The following is a 17,691-nucleotide window of genomic DNA, read 5'->3' on the forward strand; positions in this document are numbered from 1 at the left end:
ACTTATGTCAATTCAAAACATAGATATTATACATCATTCTCATACGGATTTTGGTTTTACGGATCATCCGCTGTATGCGCGAAGGCTCCAAAAGGAGTACGTCGGCCAGGGGTTAAAGCTGGCGATGGAGGATCCCGACTTTTACTGGACGGCGGAAACCGCGCTTCCGGCAGCGGATTGGTGGGAGAGTGCGGCAGAATGTGATCGTGACCTGCTGATAACAGCGCTGCGGACCGGGAAAATGGATATATGCGGGATGGCATTTAATACCACTGCGTTCCACACGCCGGAGGAATGGAATCGCATCTTAAAGTGGCTGCCCCGGGAATTGACGGAGCGCTGGAGACCCTCCTCCATTATGCAAAATGACGTAAACGGGATGCCCCGGGCCGCTTTGACACGGGCACTGGATCAGGGCATGAACGCGCTCTGGATCGGGCCTAACACATATAATGCGCTGCCGCCGTGTGCTACTCCCTCCGCTTTTTATTGGGAGATGCCGGATGGCAGAAGAATGTTCGTGTGGCTGAATTCCGGATACTGCGATGGCTATTTCTTATTTAACGAAAACTGGCGGATCGGGCCGGTACCAGCCGCGTCGGATCTGCGCTACCGGCTCCCCGGCCCGGGGGATATCTGGAAAGCGGATGAGGAATCCGTACTTTCGGCTCATAAGCGGTGCGTGGAAACGATAAAACTGCTGGAGGGGAACAGCGGTGAAAACATGGAACAATCCCGGGATGGATTTACACAGAATAAAATATACGGCGGTTATCCCTATGAACGGCTTCTGGTCTCGGTCACGAATAATTATCGGATTGACAATGACCCGCCTTTCGGGCCCATCGCGGATTTTGTGCGGAAATGGAGGGAACTGGGATTAAAGCCTGAGATACGGATGACGACAGCCACGGAAGCGATGCGGTGCCTGGAAGAGGAAAATAAAGATAAAATACCGGTGAAGAAGGGAGAATGGGTGGACTGGTGGGCCAATGGCACAGTCAGCGCGCCGGTGGAACTGGCAGCAGGGAAAAAGGCGGCCGTAAATCTTAAAGCAGTGGAGATGCTGGCCAAGAACCGGCTGGAAAAGGGACAGAACGCCGGGGAGCAGGACAACGTGGGGATGTCAAAGAAGCTATGTGCCGACTATCAGGATGCGCTGGAACAGCTGTGCATGTTTCATGAGCATACATACGGCTCCTGGCAGTCGGTAGCCTCTCCGTTTTCCGTAGACACCAGAATGATGACAGCTGAAAAAAATATATTCGCCTACCGGGCTCTTGCCCTATCGGAAAATCTGACGGCCGATTATTTAAGGGACAGGAAGATAACCGGAGAAGTCTGTCTGATTAATCCAAACAAGTATCCGGTGAGTACCTGGATCCGGTTCCCTTATCACTGCCTCAGGGGAACATACTGCGGGGTAGAAGACTTGAGGAGTCATAAGAAATACCCATTTATTATGGAAGAAGGACCTTCCAACTTCAAACGTCCGGAAGCGGAATCCCATTTGAGCAGGGAAAATGTCTCAAAGACCTTCAGTGACTGTGTTCCGGGCCAGATAGGGAGATTCTGGGCAGACAATCTGAAACCGTTTGAAGAGAGGGAGTATCGTTTGATTTCCGGAGAGGAGGATATAGCCTGTAAACAGGTAGCCGGGCCGCCGCTGGAGATCGAGCTGGATCACAGGCACTGGCCCACCCGTGTATGCCGGGAAGGAGCGGTTGTTGTAGAGGGAGAATTCGGATCATTTTTGTCCTGCCGTCCAAAAGGCTTCGCCCCCCGCTGGGTATTGAAGGACATTTTTTTGGAAGATGATGAGAGGCAGAGAGCCCGGATGAGAGAACAGGCATTGGAGATTATCACGGCAAAAGCAGAAGATGCGGTTATAACGGAGGATAATGAATATACCGTTACATACCGGCAGGAATTCAGCCATCCCTCTCTGGAGTGGGGACTGCGGGAACTTATCTTATATAAACAAGAGAACAGAGCAAGTCTGAACATAAAATTTAACCGGAAGCCATCTTTTGATCCTGAGGTGTTTTATCTGGCTTTTCAGTCCCCGGTCCATACGATTCCGGTATTCTGTAATGCGGATCTGCCCTATCTGCCGGGAGCTGGACAACTGCCGGGAAGCTGTATGGATTATTATGCGACGGATGGATTTGCGTGGTATGAGCAGGATGGACACAGCTGGCTTTGGAACGGGCGGGATACCTCCTTGACGGCGCTCGGAAAGCCCCACGTGTCGGAACGTGTGTCAAAGATGCCGGAGCATCCGGAACGGCTGCTGTCCATGATCTTTGACAATACATGGGATACGAATTTCGTCTGCAACAGTTACGGCATTATGGAGTTTTGCTATGAGGTGCTGGCGGACGGCGGCTTCCAAACAGACGAACTTCCGGATGTGGTCCAGACAGTTAACAAAGAGCCGATTCTGATAATAAATAAGTAAAAACACGAATTAAGAGGAAAGGTTGAACAAAAACATGAAAATTGGATTTTATCTGCCGGTCAGAGAACCGCCGAAAGGAGTCTTTGGATGCGCCAGCCTCGGAATGACCGGAATATCCAAAGGCCGGGAGCCGGATTTGGTGCTGCTGCCGTATGAACTGGCTGGTTACCATATTTACGGGACGTATTCGGAAGCTTTGGATCAGCTTGAAAAATTGACGGAAAAGAGTTTGGTTAAGGCTGCCATCATTCTGTTTGGAAATGTGGGCAAGGAAGAATGGTTTTTAGAGAAGTTCTCGAATATACTGGACTGCCCGGCCGTGGGCGGCGGCGCTGCCGCGGATGAGAATGGGCGCAGCGGGCTGATCAGCCATGGAACAGAGGTAAACCTTTTTTTGATAACGGACGAGAGGTATGAGTATCAGATAAGCATGAAAAATATATATCCGAAGGTTCTGGAAGAAGTATGTCTGAAGCTTTGCGGTAAGAGAAAAGTGCTGCAGATAAACGGTATAGAAGCAGACTCCTGGCTTGCACAAAAGAAAGCAGGACTGGGACTTCCGGCAGCGGATTTCGAACATCTGACGCTGACGACGATCGACGGTGTAAATGCCCATCTGAGTGTGCAAAATGGGGAGATCGTCAGTGGAAGGAATCTGGAGGAAAAAATGCAGCTGAGGTACATCAGGCCGGAAGAAGTACAGCAGGCGGTAACTGCCTTTTATCAGGATTCGGATTCCGTGGTTTTTGGGTGTGCGGGTATAAAAGGTATGCTGGATAAAGAGATCATAACATTATCCCCTGGCCTGTTCCTGTTTGGGGAAGTCTGTACTGTTATGGGAATTCCTATGTTCGGTAATTTAATGCTTAGTAAATTAAAAATCACAAAGAAAAAATAGGAGGAAAACAAGATGCCATTATATGAAGGAAGACACAATGCATCGAACAAAATTCAGATTTCGCAGGACGCAAAGAACTCCATTGTGATGGGGGAGAAGAACTGTGTTTGCCGGATGGCGGAAGATATTCTGGGAGCGGATGGCGCTGTAGCGCTGGACGGCTGGTACGGGGTGGATTTTGCCGGAATTCTGGCTGAGCTGAAGGAAATGTGTACAGAGGTGGAATTTATTCCGGTACAATCGATTTATCTGCCCATAGAGATGATACGGGATTATAAAAAGGAATATATTACCGAAGATCCCTCTTTTGGCTACTGTAATATGGAGGGAAGAATCTCCGATTTGATGGACCCTGAGAAAATACAGGATTTAAAGACCCGGTTAGGCAAGGGGGTTGTCGTATACGGGTATGGCGCTGCAATTCCGGAGCTGTATGATTACTACGCGCGTACCTACTATTTTGATATGACCAGGCAGCCTTTGCTGTGGAGTATGTGGGACGGAAAATTAATTCCGTTTGCCCTGGATCAGCCGGATCCTCAATATGACTGGAAGGAATATTATTATTGCGATTATTATTTACTGCACTTCCAGAAACATTTCATGATCGAAAAAATGGACTGTTATGTGGAGGCTATTAAAAAAGAAGAATTAAAGATACTGCCGAAAGCAGCTTATGATGAGGTGATCCGTACAATGCTGAAATATCCGGTAAAAGAAGTAGAGATCTATCAACCGGGTCCTTGGGGCGCTTATCGGTATAAAGATTTCTGGGACATCCCGGGCTTGGAATGTAATGCCTGGAATGAGCTGGCCGGGCCGGAACTATCTATTCTCATTGATGTGGACCGTGAGGAGCAGCTGAATCTGCCCTTTGTGAATCTGATGCAGTACCCGGATAAGCTGTTGGGCCGGTATCTGAGTGAGACTTATCCGCACCTGTTCCCTTTGGACGCGTGGCTGGATGACGGATATTTTCCGGATAAACAGCCGGCGGAGCGGATCTCCATGCCGATCCACACACATCCGAGTACGGATTATGTAAAAACAAACTTTAATGAGCCGATCGGTAGGTATGAGACCTATTATATCGCGGAAGCCTACGAGGGAGCCAACACCTGGATGGGATTTTATAATGATGCGGATCTGGAAGAGTGGGAGGCCAAATGCAGGAAGTCCAATAACCAGGAGGTGATAGAGGACTGGAAAGAGTATGTCTGCAACTGGGAATCCAATGTCGGTGACCTGTATCTGATCCCGCCTGGAACGGACCATGGCCATGGCGGCAATCAGATGGTTCTGGAACTGGACACCTGTCCGTCTATCGCCGGCACGGAATATTCTTTTTTCAGCTATGATTTTGCCAGAAACTCCTGGGATGATAAGACTAAAACAATGACAGGGAACCCTCTGAAAATGCAGCTGGACCATTCTTTCCGGGTTTCGAAATACCGCAGGGAGGATTATGTGGATAAGAAACTGCGGGCAAAACCCTCCGTGATAAAATGGACCAGGGAATACTATATCGACCGCTATTCTTCCGTGCCGGAGATGCCTTTTGAGATAGAGCGGATCCACTACCAGAATAAAGGGGAATATGATACGGAAGGAAAATACTGCCATATCATAACCCTGACCGCAGGAAAAAATGCCAAGATCTACAGCAAAAAAAATCCGGAATATTCGACACAGATAAACTTGTACCAGGCTGCGGTAATTCCGGCTGATTTTGGAGAATATGTGATCGAGTCAGAAGGGGACGGCCAGCACACGGCAACCCTGGTCCGGTGGAAAAAGGGCTGAGTAACGAAGGATGAGTAACTAGGACCTGGATCCCTTATATTTACCGACAAGGCCAAAAGCCATGAGGATCAGCCCTGCCAGAATAATCAGAGAAGTGAGTAAGAAAAACACGGGCATAGGCTGCTTTGAGAAATAGAAGGTGATGTCAGGCATCCATGCATTATCAATGAGCTGCTCTTTGAGCTGATAAGCCCAGCAGAGGAGAAAATCAATAACCAGAAGAAAAAATCCCAGGATCATGGTCTTAAAGCCGGTTATGATCTCCTGATGGCTGGTATTGATGTGGGCTAACTGTGAGAGCAGGTTACTGCCGAAAGAAGGATTCACGCCTGGATTGTGAGAAGCGGGTGCTTCCGGTTCATGAGAAGGTCCGGTGCTGCGGGGAGTATCTCTGAGAAGTTCGTCTGTGGAGATGGCGAACAGATCGCTGAGCATTATGACTTTACTAAGTTCCGGGACAGCGTCATCCAACTCCCATTTGGAGACCGCCTGGCGTGAGACATTTAACTGCTCCGCTAACTGTTCCTGTGAGATGCCGCCTGCTTTCCTGAGTTGTTGTATCTTTTGGCCTAAAGTCATGAGTTATCCTCCTGTAGTGGGATTTAGAAATATCTTAAATTGCAATCGATCGAATCAGTTATAAATGAGTTAAAAGATCTGTTGTAGTTATAGAATAGTATAGAAGATAATCGTAAAAAGGGCTACCAAGCGAGGCTGGAATCTGCGCAACCATAAGTTGCAGCGGTCTTCCAGAAAGCTATGGCGGCCCTTTTCTTTTATCACTTATTTTAAGATAAGGGAAACGGGAAAAGAGAGATCAGCGCCTGTAAGAATACCAGTAAAGACAGCTGACCAGTCCCGCGCCGCCGGCCAGATTCCCCAGGGATACACTGATAAGATTCTTTAATCCGTTCATCAAAGTGAGAGAATCAAAGGATACCCCGGACGCCAGAGCTGCCTGCGCATAACCGGGATCGGCTGCGGCCATCAGGCCTGCGGGTATAAAATACATATTGGCGACACTGTGTTCAAAGCCGCAGAGCACAAAGACCAGAATAGGCAGATATAACGCCGCTAGCTTACCGGTGACATGGACTGCCCGGAAGGTCATAAGGACTGCCACACACACCAGGACATTGCACAGAATGCCGAGAGCAAACGCCTGGGGTATGCCAAGCGCGCATTTTGCCGCTGCCGTCCGGATGGTGGCAACGGCCGTCTGATATCCGAACAGGTTCAGCTGGCCGCTGACAACGACAAGAAACGCGGTAAAGAGTGAACCCAGCAGATTTCCCAGATAAACGATCCCCCAGTTTCGCAGCATTCCCCCGAGTGGAATCTGTTTTTGCAGTACACCGATCATCATCAGATTATTGCCGGTAAAAAGTTCACTGCCGGCGATGACTACCATTGCCAACCCCGCAGGAAACACCAGTCCGCTGAAAAGCCTGGCTAACGCGGGATTTTCTATTGTGCTGGACACCGTATTGGAAGCCACGGCGCCGACGGAGATAAAGATTCCGGCCAGGATACTTAAGGCCAGAAGCTTCCGCCAAGGCATAGATGTCTTTGTCTTACTGCTATCGATGATCAGGTCCAGTGTTTCAACGGATGTATGCATGGAAATTTCTCCTTATTTACAGAATACTGATATCTATTAAGATACCAGAAAAAGGCGGAAGTGTCTATTGGGAGTTGATGGGGGGAGGGGGGCAATGGAATATATGGATTTGGAAAATAGATTGGATATGATATAATAGAATATAAAAATAAAAAATAGATTACAAAGCCGGAAAGGATGGGATCAAGAATGGGATTCAAGGAGAAAAAAGCGGAGGAGCTTTTGTTTAATCCATTTACGAAAATTGGGAAGGAGTGGATGCTGATTACCGCCGGAGATGAAGAAAAATTTAATACGATGACTGCCAGCTGGGGCGGTGTCGGTGTATTATGGGGAAAGAATACCGTTACCGTTTACATCCGGGAGAGTAGATATACGAAGGAATTTGTGGATGCCGGTGACACTTTTACGGTGGCGTTTTTTAGTGAAGCTTACCGGAAAGCGCTGAACATCTGCGGCAGTGTATCGGGCAGAGATGAGGACAAGGTGAAACGTGCCGGACTGACGCCCTGCTATATGGATAAGACTACTGCATTTGAAGAGGCGGATATGATTTTTGTTTGTAAACGCCTCTATCACGCCGAGATGTCTTCCCAGAATTTTGATGCTCCGGAAAATGATGAAAAATGGTATTCTACCAAAGATTACCACACCATGTATATTGCGGAAATCCAAAAAGTTCTGGTGCGTGATCATACAGCGGATTAAACCTATTTTGCCCCCGGGAGACTGGCAGATCCAATTCCGGGGGATTTTTAGTTCTGCAACTCACTGCGCCTGAAAGTATACTTTACAGCATCCCTTAATGCATGCCCTTCGGGCGGGGGCGCGGCATGGCCGCTCCATAAAGTATACCAAATGTAAAGTGCAGATTTCTGGAACCTGGAGAACTTATGGGTTAAAATAAGTTATACCCGTAAAGGAAAGGAGCCTTCCATGAAAATTTATCAGAATATACAAAAGCTCAGAAAAGAGATGGGAATGTCCCAGGAGCAGATGGCAGAACAACTGGGGGTATCCCGCCAGACCATATCCAAATGGGAAAGCGGGACCGTGTGCCCGACCCTGGACCGCCTGCAGGAGATGTCACGATTGTTCGGTATCCCACTGTCGCAGCTTCTGGGCGAATCCGCGAACCAGACCGAACAGGACCGCATCCTGGAATACGAAGAGCAGATCCGCCGGCTGAAAGAGCAGAAAAAACTGCATACGGCTCTGGCTCTGGCTGCTGCCGTGGTATTCATTATCCTAGCCGGCCTTTTTGTACTCCTGTTTTTCAACATCCGGAGCATCAATCAAAGAATCGACGGACTGGATCAGCAGATCAGCGGAATCTCCGCAGATGTAACCGGTCAGATTCTGGGAATTAAAAACGATCTGGAAGAGTCGGTAAAAAAGCAGGAGAGCCTGATCGCAGACTATACCATAAGACCTGTAGACCTGAAACTAGCCGATAATCAGATCACCCTCAAATTCACGGTAACTCCAAAAACTTATACAGAAGGCACCAACGCCGAATTCCAGCTCCATGGAAACCAGGAGTATTCAGCCTGGGCTCTTTATGAAAACGGCAGTTTTACCGCGGAGCTTCCCATATCAGTTGATGAAACGGCTCCGAGATTACAGGTTAACTTTATAAACGAAGGGAAAACCAGCAGCGAGATCCTGGATGACATACAGGATGTGCTCCATACCTTTATTATGCCGGTTGGAGGAATGGACGAACTGGCAATTACAAAATCCGGCAGGGGAATCCGAATTGACGGCACAGCCGCCGCTGCCTTCACTCCTATTTACGAATATAAGGATGACGGTCAGCCCCGCCCCTTAAATTACCCAGTATCCGGCAAAATCCTTGTAATGAAAAACGACCGCACGATCCTGGAGAAACCCCTGGACATCACCCCGGCCGACTACCAGGAAACGGTAATGAGCAACTGCTATGTCTATGCTCAATTCCAAGACCAGCTGAACGACTGCAAAACCGGTGATACCATCCGCATTCTAAGCACCCTGACTGACAATTACGGAAATATCAGGCAGGCCGAAGTGCGTACTTATATGGTTCCCTGATGATACTTAAGGCAAAACAAAATAAATCTCAAAGCAAAACGCCGGTAGACAGAATTCGGGAAAACTATTACAATAGAGAGCAAAAGAATCTTGTTAGATGGTGGAAATATTTGGATGGCAGATACGGCAGAGGAGATTTTATGGAGGAATTAAGGCTGGTTTTGCAGGATATAATGAATATAGATTTGATACAAGTGACGATGAGCGGAGCCAGAGGCATGGCAGGCTGCGCGAAGATAAAAATACGGCCGATGCTTCGGCGGGAGCAGTTGTTTTTTCAGGCAGAAGAATTTCGGAATCATCAGGTGTTCCATCAGAATCTGGAATCGGATCAGGTGAGAGCCTATGTCCTGGAAAAAATGGAGAATAGTTTTAAGCAGCTGCAGGCGGAGACGAAGCAGGAAAGCATAAATGTTCTGGTCAGTAAAAAGGGCAGGGTAAATGTGAAGAGGCAGCGCCTGAAACAGGCAAAAGAGCAGGGAGATCTGACCCATAATCGTAAGAAACAGTATGTGCTGCCCGAGGGAACGGCGGTTCCTTTTTTAGTGGATCTGGGTGTCATGACACGGGAAGGAAATGTGGTTAAAAACAAATATGATAAATACCGGCAGATCAACCGGTTTCTGGAATTTATCCGGGATGTGCTGCCGGAGCTGCCGAAAGGTCGGCAGCTTACGATACTGGATTTCGGATGCGGAAAATCTTATCTGACCTTTGCCATGTATTATTATCTGAAAGAACTGGAAGGATATGATATACGGATTATTGGGCTGGATCTGAAACAAGAAGTGATTGACCGCTGTAATCAGTTAAGCCGGCGGTATGGGTATGACACGCTGGATTTTCTCACCGGGGATATCGCAGATTATGAAGGGGTATCGGAAGTGGATATGGTGGTGACCCTTCATGCCTGTGACACGGCCACGGATTTTGCGCTGGCCAAGGCGGTCCGGTGGAACGCAAAGGTGATTTTGTCGGTGCCCTGCTGTCAGCATGAGCTGAACGGGCAGATGCGAAGCGATGTTCTGGAACCGTTGTTCCGGTATGGGATTATTAAGGAGCGGATCGCGGCGCTCGCCACCGACGCGCTGCGGGCAGAGCTTCTGGAGCAGCAGGGGTATCGGGTGCAGATTCTGGAGTTTATCGACATGGAACATACACCGAAGAATCTGTTGATTCGTGCTGTGAAAACGCGTAAAATGGAGAATAGCCCGGAGCGGTATGAGGCGTGCCGGGATTTTCTGGGGGTTCATCCTTCTTTGGAAAGGTTGCTGTGTGAACAATCTGAAGTGAAGGGAAAGATCAAATGAAGAATTTACTGATTCGGATCGTCGTGCTGCTGCTTGTCTTTGCAGGTGGAATCGCTGCGTTTGGCAGCATTTTAGATAAAGGGAATGCCGGACTGACGGCTGAGATGGCGTCGGCTGCGCTGCCCGTGGCATATACGGAAGTAGAGGGCATGCAGGTGAACCGTATGCAGGGCTATACCCAGGAGATGGACGCTAACTATGTCCGGGATTCCATCACGCCGCTGCCGCAGGACCGGAAGCTTGCCGTATTGATAAGGGAATACGGCAATGCGGTACGCAGCGTTTCCTACGAAGTGCGGAGCATTGACACGACCCGTCTGGTGGAAGATACGCAGGTCACGGATTTTTCCCAAAGCGACGGCTATTTTCGGGTGGTTCTTCCGATCAAGGACCTGTTGGAGCAGGGACAGGAATATATATTAAAAATCATCGTGGAAACGGAAGATGCGACGGTGGACTACTATACCCGCATTGTCTGCGATGAGGAGATGCATGCGAAGGACTGCGTGGACTTTATGCAGTCTTTTAGTGACGCCACTTTTGAAAAAGAGGAGGCGGATTTTGATATATCCAAATATCTGGAACCGAATTCCCAGGGGGATAATTCCACGTTCCAGCATGTGACCATTCACAGCAAGCTGTCGCAGGTGAACTGGGGAGGAATGGAAGCAGAAAGGACCGGGGAAGTGGAAGTATCCATAAAGGAGATCAGTCCCACCGCCACCGCCGCTGTTTTAAAATATATGGTGACAGCTCCGGATGAAAACGGTAACTCAGAGAGTTATCACGTGTCCGAGTTTTTCCGGGTGCGCTATACCCAGGACAGGATGTATCTGCTGGACTATGACCGGACCATGGAGCAGGTGTTTGACAAGGAAGGAGCACAGTTCGGGAAACAGTCCATTTATCTGGGAATCCGGGATAATGAGATAGACTTTAAAACGAATGAAAAGGGAGATAAGATCAGCTTTGTCCAGGAACGGGAGCTGTGGCAGTATGATCAGACCGAGGATAAAATGTCACGGGTATTCAGTTTCTATGACGGAAAAGACCTGAGGGCTTCCTATGACCAGCATGAGATCAAGATCATAGACGTGGATGAGGAGGGAAATACGGATTTTATGGTCTATGGATATATGAACCGGGGACGCCATGAGGGTAAATCCGGTGTTTGCGTCTACAAATTCAGCAGTGTGTCGAATACCATTGAGGAAACCGCTTTTATCAGCAGCCCAAAATCCTATCAGTTATTAGATCAGGATATGGGAGTTCTTTCCTATGTGAATAAGGCGGGGAAACTGTTTTTGATGATCAACGGCAGCCTCTATCAGATCGATCTGGCTTCGGGATACTGTCAGACACTGGCTTCCGGTATCAAAGAAGGCTGTTACAGCGTGTCCGGGAACAACCGTCTGTTCGCCTGGCAGGAACAAAACGATCCGTACCATTCCACCAGCATTACGGTCATGGACCTGGAAAACGGGTTCCAACATACGGTAAACGCGGAAGAAGGAGATTATATCAGGGCTCTTGGATTCGTTGATACGGATTTCATGTATGGAGCTGCCCGGCAGGAAGATCTGGAAACGGAAGTGACCGGGAATATTCTGTTCCCCATGTACCGGCTTGTGATTCTGAATGAGGAGGCAGGACAGAAGGGCGCCGTCGCCAAGGACCTGAATTATGGAGATTCCGGCCTGTATATCTCGGATGCGGCTGTGAACAACAACAGAATCACCCTGTATCGGGTAGAACGCGGTGCGGGCGGATATACCCGGACGGATGAAGATTATATCATGACCAATGCGGCGCAGGAGGAACAGAAAGTAAGTGCCGGCAGCTATGTGTCGGAATTAAAGGAGACAGTGTATCAGATCTCCCTGCTGTGGCCGGTGGAAAACACAAAGCCCAAGCTTCTGCACCCGAAGGAAGTTCTTTTCGAAGATTCCAGAGAAGTAGTGCTCGAAGAAGCGGCTGATCCCAGCAGCCGGTTTTATGTCTATGGCAGAGGCAGACTGCAGGCCGTCTACGCGCAGGCAGGTCCGGCGATCCGCCTGGCGGATGAGATCATGGGAGTAGTCGTGGCGGATAATCAGAAATATGTGTGGGAGCGGGGGAACCGTAAGCTTCGGACCCAGCTTTCCGACCTTGCCGCGGAAACGGTCGAGGAGGGCAAAACCAGCCTTTCCGTATGCCTGGATGTTATACTGAAGAGGCAGGATATTTATATCAATTCTCAGGAATTTATAAACAGTGGGAAGTCGACGATAGATATTCTGAACGAGCAGCTGGATAACCGCGCGGTGGACCTGACCGGCTGTTCCCTGGAAGAGACCTTTTATTATATCAGCAACGGTGCGCCGGTAATCGGCATGGTCGACGGAACCAATGCGGTGCTGCTGATGGGATACGATGAGGTGAGTGTAAGCTATATGGACCCATCCAGCGGATCGATTGAGAAAAAAGGATTAAAGGCTTCAGCGGAAATGTTTGAGGCTGCGGGGAATGTATTTATCAGTTCTGTGAAATAATAGATCAGAGAAATACCCAGCCAGTAATACTGCGGGCTGAATCTATGAAAACGAATGACTGCCTGCGGCATTCCATTGCATTCTGATTTTTAGCAAGCAGACATGAGTGGGAAGAATGAAAAGAGGATAACTGAAATGGATGAAAGAATCAAACAGCTGGCCCGGAATCTGGTCCGGTATTCCTGCAAGGTAAAGGAAAATGACAAGGTCTATATTCACTATATCGGAGAAGACACTGAAGACCTGGCCCGGGCTGTAATCAAAGAAGTGTATGAGGCAAAGGGAATCCCTTTCGCTCATTTCACCGGACAGCGCGTACAGCGGGAGATCCTGCTGAACTGTACGGAAGAACAGATGAAGCTGATGGCTGAGGTGGATGCGCTGGAAATGTCCAAAATGGACTGCTATATCGGCATCCGGGGCTCTGCAAACTCATCTGAGCTGGCGGATGTGCCGGCGGAAAAAATGAAACTGTATGAGAAACTGTATTCCACCCCGGTGCATCATGAAATCCGTGTCCCCAAGACCAGATGGGTGATTCTGCGTTACCCCAATGCGTCCATGGCCCAGCTTTCCAATACCAGTACGGAAGCTTTTGAGGACTTTTATTATAAAGTCTGCAATCTGGATTATTCCAAAATGCTCACCGCCATGCAGGAGCTGGTAAAACTGATGAATCGCACCGACCGGGTGCGCCTCACGGGCCCTGGCACGGACTTAAGCTTTTCCATCAAGGATATTCCTGCGATCCCCTGTGCCGGAGAGATGAATATCCCGGACGGCGAAGTTTTTACCGCTCCGGTCAGAGAATCGGTAAACGGAAAGATTTCCTATAATACCCCCTCGCCTTATCAGGGCTTTACCTTCGAAAATGTCTGCCTGGAATTCAAAAACGGGAAAATTATCAATGCCACGGCCAATGATACTACCAGAATCAACCAGATCTTTGATACGGATCAGGGAGCCAGATATGTGGGAGAATTCGCCATAGGGGTGAACCCTTATGTGCTGGAACCCATGAAGGATATCCTGTTTGACGAGAAGATCATGGGTTCCATCCACTTTACACCGGGAAACTGCTATGAGGAAGCCCCCAATGGCAATGAGTCTGCGATCCACTGGGATCTGGTTCTGATCCAGAGGCCGGAGTACGGCGGCGGGGAGATCTATTTTGACGACATGCTGATCCGCAGGGACGGAAGGTTCATGCTGCCTGAACTGGAGTGCTTAAACCCGGAAAATCTGATGTAAGACACATCTTCTTGGCGTAAGACATATTCTCGCGGGGCGATCTGATTAAAACGAAAGGAATATCAGATGCTTATATTTGTTCAGTGCGAACATTAATGCAATACCGAGGATTCCGCAACACACAACTTCTCCAATGCCCACAGTCAGCATCATAAACGGGATCGGTAAAATGATCAGATACCCGTAGCGCAGTATAAATGGTACGATCAGGATATTAGCCAGGATCGGCGGCAGGGGCACCAGGTAGCGGTGTTTCCGCAGCAGATAGGAACCCACGGCACCTATTAATGTAGCCAGACTGCCGAAAATGATATCGGGGAGAATGGAACCTGCCAGAATATTTCCTAGCAGACAGCCCACAAACAGGCCGGGTATGGCGGCTGGGGTGAACATGGGAAGGATGGTCAAAGCTTCCGCGATACGAAACTGGACCTGTCCGAATCCAAACGGGGCGAATACGAGTGTCAATACGACATAGACAGCGGCTATCATGGCCGCCTGAGTGATAAATACTACCTTTTTGCTTTTCATTTTTTATCTCCTTTAGTTTTGTTTTTTAGCCGCCTGAGGCGGGGAGGTCAGGAAGGTTTCGAACTGACCGGCGAGTTGCCGTGAATCCTGATTGTTTATGGAGTTCGCAGCTTTTTTAGTATAACAGGTAACTGGATAAAGTCAAGTGTTACCTAAATTATGGTGTTAACCTTAATTATGTAAGGCAGAAACTATATTAGAGATATTTTAAGACACAAAAAAACAGGCGCCGACCTGTTTTTTTGTGTCTTAAATATTAACCTTCTGCCTCATTTACAATGTCTTCCAGACATTTAATGAGATCCTGAAGAGTGTAGAGCTGAACATTGCGCTCCAGTATCGCGTTTTTCAGATCTACGGAAAGGGTTTCAAACTTTTCCTGGAGAGCGGGAGCCACATATGACATCATCATCACCTCACAGATAGTGTAACCCGAACCTGTTAAAAATATTTCTGAACTTTCATTCCTTGTTACTTTCCGGGCGGAATTCTGTTTTATTGTATAATTTTGACGGTTATGTTAGAATGAAAGCACATGAAATGCGAGAATGCATTACAAATGATAACACATTACATAACAAAAAACAGCCATGTGCACAGAACAAGAGGAGAGGGATTATGTATACTTATAAAATATACGAATGGCTCTTATTTTTCTTTTTTTACTGCTTTTTCGGGTGGGTGTTCGAATCCACCGTAGTATCCGTCAGCAAGCGCCGGTTTGTGAACAGGGGGTTCCTGCGGGGGCCTTTTATTCCGATTTATGGGGAAGGCGCCATCATGATTCTGTTCGTGACGCTGCCAGTGAGGGAAAATATAGCACTTATCTTTTTGATGGGTATGATCGGGGCCACTGTGCTGGAACTGGCGATCGGCGCCCTGATGGAGTCTATTTTCAAAGTGAAATACTGGGATTACAGCAGTCATAAGATCCAGTACAAAGGCTATATCTGTATGAGCAGTTCGCTCTGCTGGGGCGCTTTATCGGTTCTGCTGATCAAAGTGATCCATAAACCGATCGAAAGCCTGATACTTATGCTTCCAGAGCTGGCCGCCATTATTCTTGCGATTGGTATTTCCGGTTATTTTATCTATGACACCGTAGTTTCGATCATAGATGCATGGGGCATGAAGAAGATTCTGGAAATGATTACCAGTGCCAAGGAAGAAATGGCGGATCTGCTGATGCAGCTGGAGATCAAAAAAGAGATTACCAGGGAACAGTGGATCGTGCGGAAACAGGAATTGAAAATGCGTCTGGAGGATCTGCAGTTAGGACCAGACCGGGAGCCGCTGCGTGTGCGTTTAAGAGAAGCGATAGCGGAACATGAAGTTCTGGAGCAAAAGCTGAACGCCGGTAAGAATCGGATACTGAAACGAAATCCCAGCGCTTCTTCGAAAAAATTTGCGGATGCTCTTGCCAGTTTAAAAGAATATATGGAAGAAAATCGGAAAAACGGCAAGAATATATCTAAATAAGTTTTTATTCAACCGGAACGCTTGTCCTGCTGAATAAAAATAATCGAAAGGAGTGGCCGGTATATGCAGATTTATGAAGGAAAGACGGCTTTTCGCGGGATAGCAGAAGGGAAGATTAAAGTTTACAGAAAGGACCAGCAGCAAATCAAAAGAGAGCATGCGGAAGATACTCAGGAGGAACTGCTGCGTTTTGACAGGGCGAAAGGGGAGGCGCTGCGGCAGTTAACCGGGCTTTATGAGAAAGCGTTAAAGGAAGTGGGGGAAGCAAACGCCGCGATCTTTGAGGTGCATCAGATGATGCTGGAAGATCCGGACTATGTGGAATCCATCACGAATATGATCCGTACCCAGAAGGTGAACGCGGCCTATGCGGTGGCCTCTACCGGCGATAATTTTTCCCAGATGTTCAGCATGATGGAAGACGATTATATGCGGGAACGGGCTGCGGATATCCGGGATATCTCCGAACGGCTGGCCGGCATACTGGCCGGCCGTAATGGATCCCAGATGGAACTTACCGAACCGGTGATCCTGGTCGCGGATGACCTGGCGCCCAGTGAGACCGTTCAGCTGGATAAAGATAAAGTACTGGCGTTTGTAACCGTACATGGCTCATCCAATTCCCATACTGCTATCCTGGCCCGGACGATGAATATACCGGCGCTGTTTCAAGTCAACATTCCGCTTAACGATACCGTGGACGGAAAAGAGGGGATCGTAGACGGCTATCACGGCAAGATTTATCTGGAGCCGGATCCCCAGGTGAGAGAAGAACTGGAAGAAAGACAGGCGGAAGAGAAAAAGAAACAGGAGCTGCTCTGGCAGTTAAAGGGAAAAGAAAATGTTACGCTGGACGGCAGAAAAATAGAGATCTACGCAAACATCGGCAGCTTTGGGGATGTGGCTGCTGTGCTGCAGAACGATGCGGGCGGTATTGGGCTGTTCCGAAGTGAGTTTCTGTATCTGGAATCTGAGGATTACCCCACAGAAGAGGAACAGTTTCAGGTATACAAAAAAGTGGCGGAAAGTATGGCGGGCCGCAAAGTGATTATCCGTACACTGGATATCGGAGCGGATAAGCAGGTCGATTATTTTCAGATGGAACCGGAGGAAAATCCGGCTCTCGGATACCGGGCGATCCGGATCTGTCTGGACCGCCCGGAGATATTTAAGACACAGCTGCGTGCGATTTACAGAGCCAGCGCATACGGGACAGTATCCATTATGTATCCGATGATCATTTCCGTGGAGGAAGTAGATCGGATTACTGAGATTGTCCAGGAAGTGCGGGAGGAATTAAAGCAGCAGCAGATCCCATTTAAAGATGTGGAACAGGGTATTATGATCGAGACGCCTGCGGCGGCTCTGATCAGTGATCTGCTGGCGAAAAAAGTGGATTTCTTCAGTATCGGGACGAATGACCTGGTGCAGTATACACTGGCATCAGACCGGCAGAATCCGAAACTGGAGCTGTTGTGTGACCCTCATCATCCGGCGATTCTGCGTCTGATCCGGATGGTCGCCGATAACGCGCATCGGGAAGGGATCTGGGTGGGAATCTGCGGTGAGCTGGGTGCAGATCTCACACTGACAGAGACATTTCTGAACATGGGAATCGATGAGCTGTCGGTCTCCCCGGGCCTGGTACTGAGCGTTCGCAAAAAGGTAAGGGAAACTACAGGTACCTTATAGAGCAGCCGGATAATTTATAATTTTTCTTAAAGAGGGAGCGC

Annotated in this window: 14 protein-coding genes; 10 read left to right on the forward strand and 4 right to left on the reverse strand. The window is 48.5% G+C overall.

Translation table 11 applies throughout. The features are described from left to right. Positions 1 to 4: 4 nt before the first annotated feature. The 3 genes from KTH90_RS16600 to KTH90_RS16610 are packed head-to-tail and all read left to right on the forward strand — an operon-like array spanning position 5 to position 5,162. Positions 5 to 2,461 carry a glycoside hydrolase family 38 N-terminal domain-containing protein gene (locus tag KTH90_RS16600; protein ID WP_238727074.1) on the forward strand — a complete coding sequence of 819 codons (2,457 nt, stop codon included), beginning with the start codon at positions 5 to 7 and terminating at the stop codon, positions 2,459 to 2,461. 34 nt (positions 2,462 to 2,495) lie between these two features. After that, the gene (locus tag KTH90_RS16605; RefSeq protein ID WP_158351418.1) at positions 2,496 to 3,359 is read left to right on the forward strand and encodes a hypothetical protein; all 864 of its coding nucleotides are present in this window, start codon (positions 2,496 to 2,498) and stop codon (positions 3,357 to 3,359) included. 12 nt (positions 3,360 to 3,371) lie between these two features. Next, the gene (locus KTH90_RS16610; RefSeq protein ID WP_158351419.1) at positions 3,372 to 5,162 is read left to right on the forward strand and encodes a cupin domain-containing protein; all 1,791 of its coding nucleotides are present in this window, start codon (positions 3,372 to 3,374) and stop codon (positions 5,160 to 5,162) included. A gap of 18 nt (positions 5,163 to 5,180) precedes the next feature. Here KTH90_RS16610 and KTH90_RS16615 read toward each other — a convergent pair whose 3' ends face one another. Together KTH90_RS16615 and KTH90_RS16620 are read right to left on the reverse strand one after the other, a co-directional pair. Beyond that, positions 5,181 to 5,741: a helix-turn-helix domain-containing protein gene (locus KTH90_RS16615; RefSeq protein WP_158351420.1), complete on the reverse strand. Its 561-nt coding sequence runs from the start codon at positions 5,739 to 5,741 to the stop codon at positions 5,181 to 5,183. A gap of 238 nt (positions 5,742 to 5,979) precedes the next feature. Next, positions 5,980 to 6,783, reverse strand: a complete 804-nt coding sequence (locus KTH90_RS16620; protein WP_158351421.1) for a formate/nitrite transporter family protein — start codon at positions 6,781 to 6,783, stop codon at positions 5,980 to 5,982. A 189-nt stretch (positions 6,784 to 6,972) separates the two neighbouring features. Between KTH90_RS16620 and KTH90_RS16625 the strand changes: the two genes are divergently transcribed. From KTH90_RS16625 to KTH90_RS16645, 5 genes are all read left to right on the forward strand, one after another. Continuing rightward, positions 6,973 to 7,491 (forward strand): flavin reductase family protein, encoded by a 519-nt coding sequence (locus tag KTH90_RS16625; protein WP_158351422.1) that lies wholly within the window; start codon positions 6,973 to 6,975, stop codon positions 7,489 to 7,491. Positions 7,492 to 7,719: 228 nt separating this feature from the next. Then, positions 7,720 to 8,856 (forward strand): helix-turn-helix domain-containing protein, encoded by a 1,137-nt coding sequence (locus tag KTH90_RS16630; protein ID WP_158351423.1) that lies wholly within the window; start codon positions 7,720 to 7,722, stop codon positions 8,854 to 8,856. Between the two features lie 140 nt (positions 8,857 to 8,996). Beyond that, entirely contained in the window at positions 8,997 to 10,166 is a 1,170-nt protein-coding gene (locus KTH90_RS16635) for a class I SAM-dependent methyltransferase (RefSeq protein ID WP_238727075.1), read from the forward strand. Then, on the forward strand, positions 10,163 to 12,697 hold the full coding sequence (locus KTH90_RS16640; RefSeq protein WP_238727076.1) for a hypothetical protein: 2,535 nt from the start codon (positions 10,163 to 10,165) through the stop codon (positions 12,695 to 12,697). The genes KTH90_RS16635 and KTH90_RS16640 overlap by 4 nt, the downstream gene beginning before the upstream one ends. Before the next feature lie 135 nt (positions 12,698 to 12,832). After that, positions 12,833 to 13,948, forward strand: a complete 1,116-nt coding sequence (locus KTH90_RS16645; RefSeq protein ID WP_158351426.1) for an aminopeptidase — start codon at positions 12,833 to 12,835, stop codon at positions 13,946 to 13,948. A gap of 45 nt (positions 13,949 to 13,993) precedes the next feature. Here KTH90_RS16645 and KTH90_RS16650 read toward each other — a convergent pair whose 3' ends face one another. Then, positions 13,994 to 14,479, reverse strand: a complete 486-nt coding sequence (locus KTH90_RS16650) for a QueT transporter family protein (protein ID WP_158351427.1) — start codon at positions 14,477 to 14,479, stop codon at positions 13,994 to 13,996. Between the two features lie 256 nt (positions 14,480 to 14,735). Then, a complete protein-coding gene (locus KTH90_RS16655; protein ID WP_238727089.1) occupies positions 14,736 to 14,891 on the reverse strand; it encodes a hypothetical protein in 156 nt (51 codons plus the stop codon). A 206-nt stretch (positions 14,892 to 15,097) separates the two neighbouring features. On the opposite strand from KTH90_RS16655, the gene KTH90_RS16660 reads away from it, so the two are divergent. Both KTH90_RS16660 and ptsP read left to right on the forward strand, forming a co-directional pair. After that, positions 15,098 to 15,958, forward strand: a complete 861-nt coding sequence (locus KTH90_RS16660) for a putative ABC transporter permease (protein WP_238727077.1) — start codon at positions 15,098 to 15,100, stop codon at positions 15,956 to 15,958. A gap of 63 nt (positions 15,959 to 16,021) precedes the next feature. After that, on the forward strand, positions 16,022 to 17,650 hold the full coding sequence (gene ptsP / locus KTH90_RS16665; protein WP_158351429.1) for a phosphoenolpyruvate--protein phosphotransferase: 1,629 nt from the start codon (positions 16,022 to 16,024) through the stop codon (positions 17,648 to 17,650). Positions 17,651 to 17,691: the final 41 nt, after the last annotated feature.

The organism is Diplocloster modestus (assembly GCF_019042245.1).
GTDB classification, from domain to species: Bacteria; Bacillota; Clostridia; order Lachnospirales; family Lachnospiraceae; genus Diplocloster; species Diplocloster modestus.

Bases quoted from the DNA above. Each gene is read 5' to 3' on its own strand.
- KTH90_RS16655 (WP_238727089.1), bottom strand. From the start codon at position 14,891: ATGATGATGTCATATGTGGCTCCCGCTCTCCAGGAAAAGTTTGAAACC.
- KTH90_RS16605 (WP_158351418.1), top strand. From the start codon at position 2,496: ATGAAAATTGGATTTTATCTGCCGGTCAGAGAACCGCCGAAAGGAGTC.
- KTH90_RS16610 (WP_158351419.1), top strand. From the start codon at position 3,372: ATGCCATTATATGAAGGAAGACACAATGCATCGAACAAAATTCAGATT.
- KTH90_RS16645 (WP_158351426.1), top strand. From the start codon at position 12,833: ATGGATGAAAGAATCAAACAGCTGGCCCGGAATCTGGTCCGGTATTCC.
- KTH90_RS16650 (WP_158351427.1), bottom strand. From the start codon at position 14,479: ATGAAAAGCAAAAAGGTAGTATTTATCACTCAGGCGGCCATGATAGCC.
- KTH90_RS16625 (WP_158351422.1), top strand. From the start codon at position 6,973: ATGGGATTCAAGGAGAAAAAAGCGGAGGAGCTTTTGTTTAATCCATTT.
- KTH90_RS16640 (WP_238727076.1), top strand. From the start codon at position 10,163: ATGAAGAATTTACTGATTCGGATCGTCGTGCTGCTGCTTGTCTTTGCA.
- KTH90_RS16660 (WP_238727077.1), top strand. From the start codon at position 15,098: ATGTATACTTATAAAATATACGAATGGCTCTTATTTTTCTTTTTTTAC.
- ptsP (WP_158351429.1), top strand. From the start codon at position 16,022: ATGCAGATTTATGAAGGAAAGACGGCTTTTCGCGGGATAGCAGAAGGG.
- KTH90_RS16620 (WP_158351421.1), bottom strand. From the start codon at position 6,783: ATGCATACATCCGTTGAAACACTGGACCTGATCATCGATAGCAGTAAG.
- KTH90_RS16635 (WP_238727075.1), top strand. From the start codon at position 8,997: ATGGAGGAATTAAGGCTGGTTTTGCAGGATATAATGAATATAGATTTG.
- KTH90_RS16615 (WP_158351420.1), bottom strand. From the start codon at position 5,741: ATGACTTTAGGCCAAAAGATACAACAACTCAGGAAAGCAGGCGGCATC.
- KTH90_RS16630 (WP_158351423.1), top strand. From the start codon at position 7,720: ATGAAAATTTATCAGAATATACAAAAGCTCAGAAAAGAGATGGGAATG.
- KTH90_RS16600 (WP_238727074.1), top strand. From the start codon at position 5: ATGTCAATTCAAAACATAGATATTATACATCATTCTCATACGGATTTT.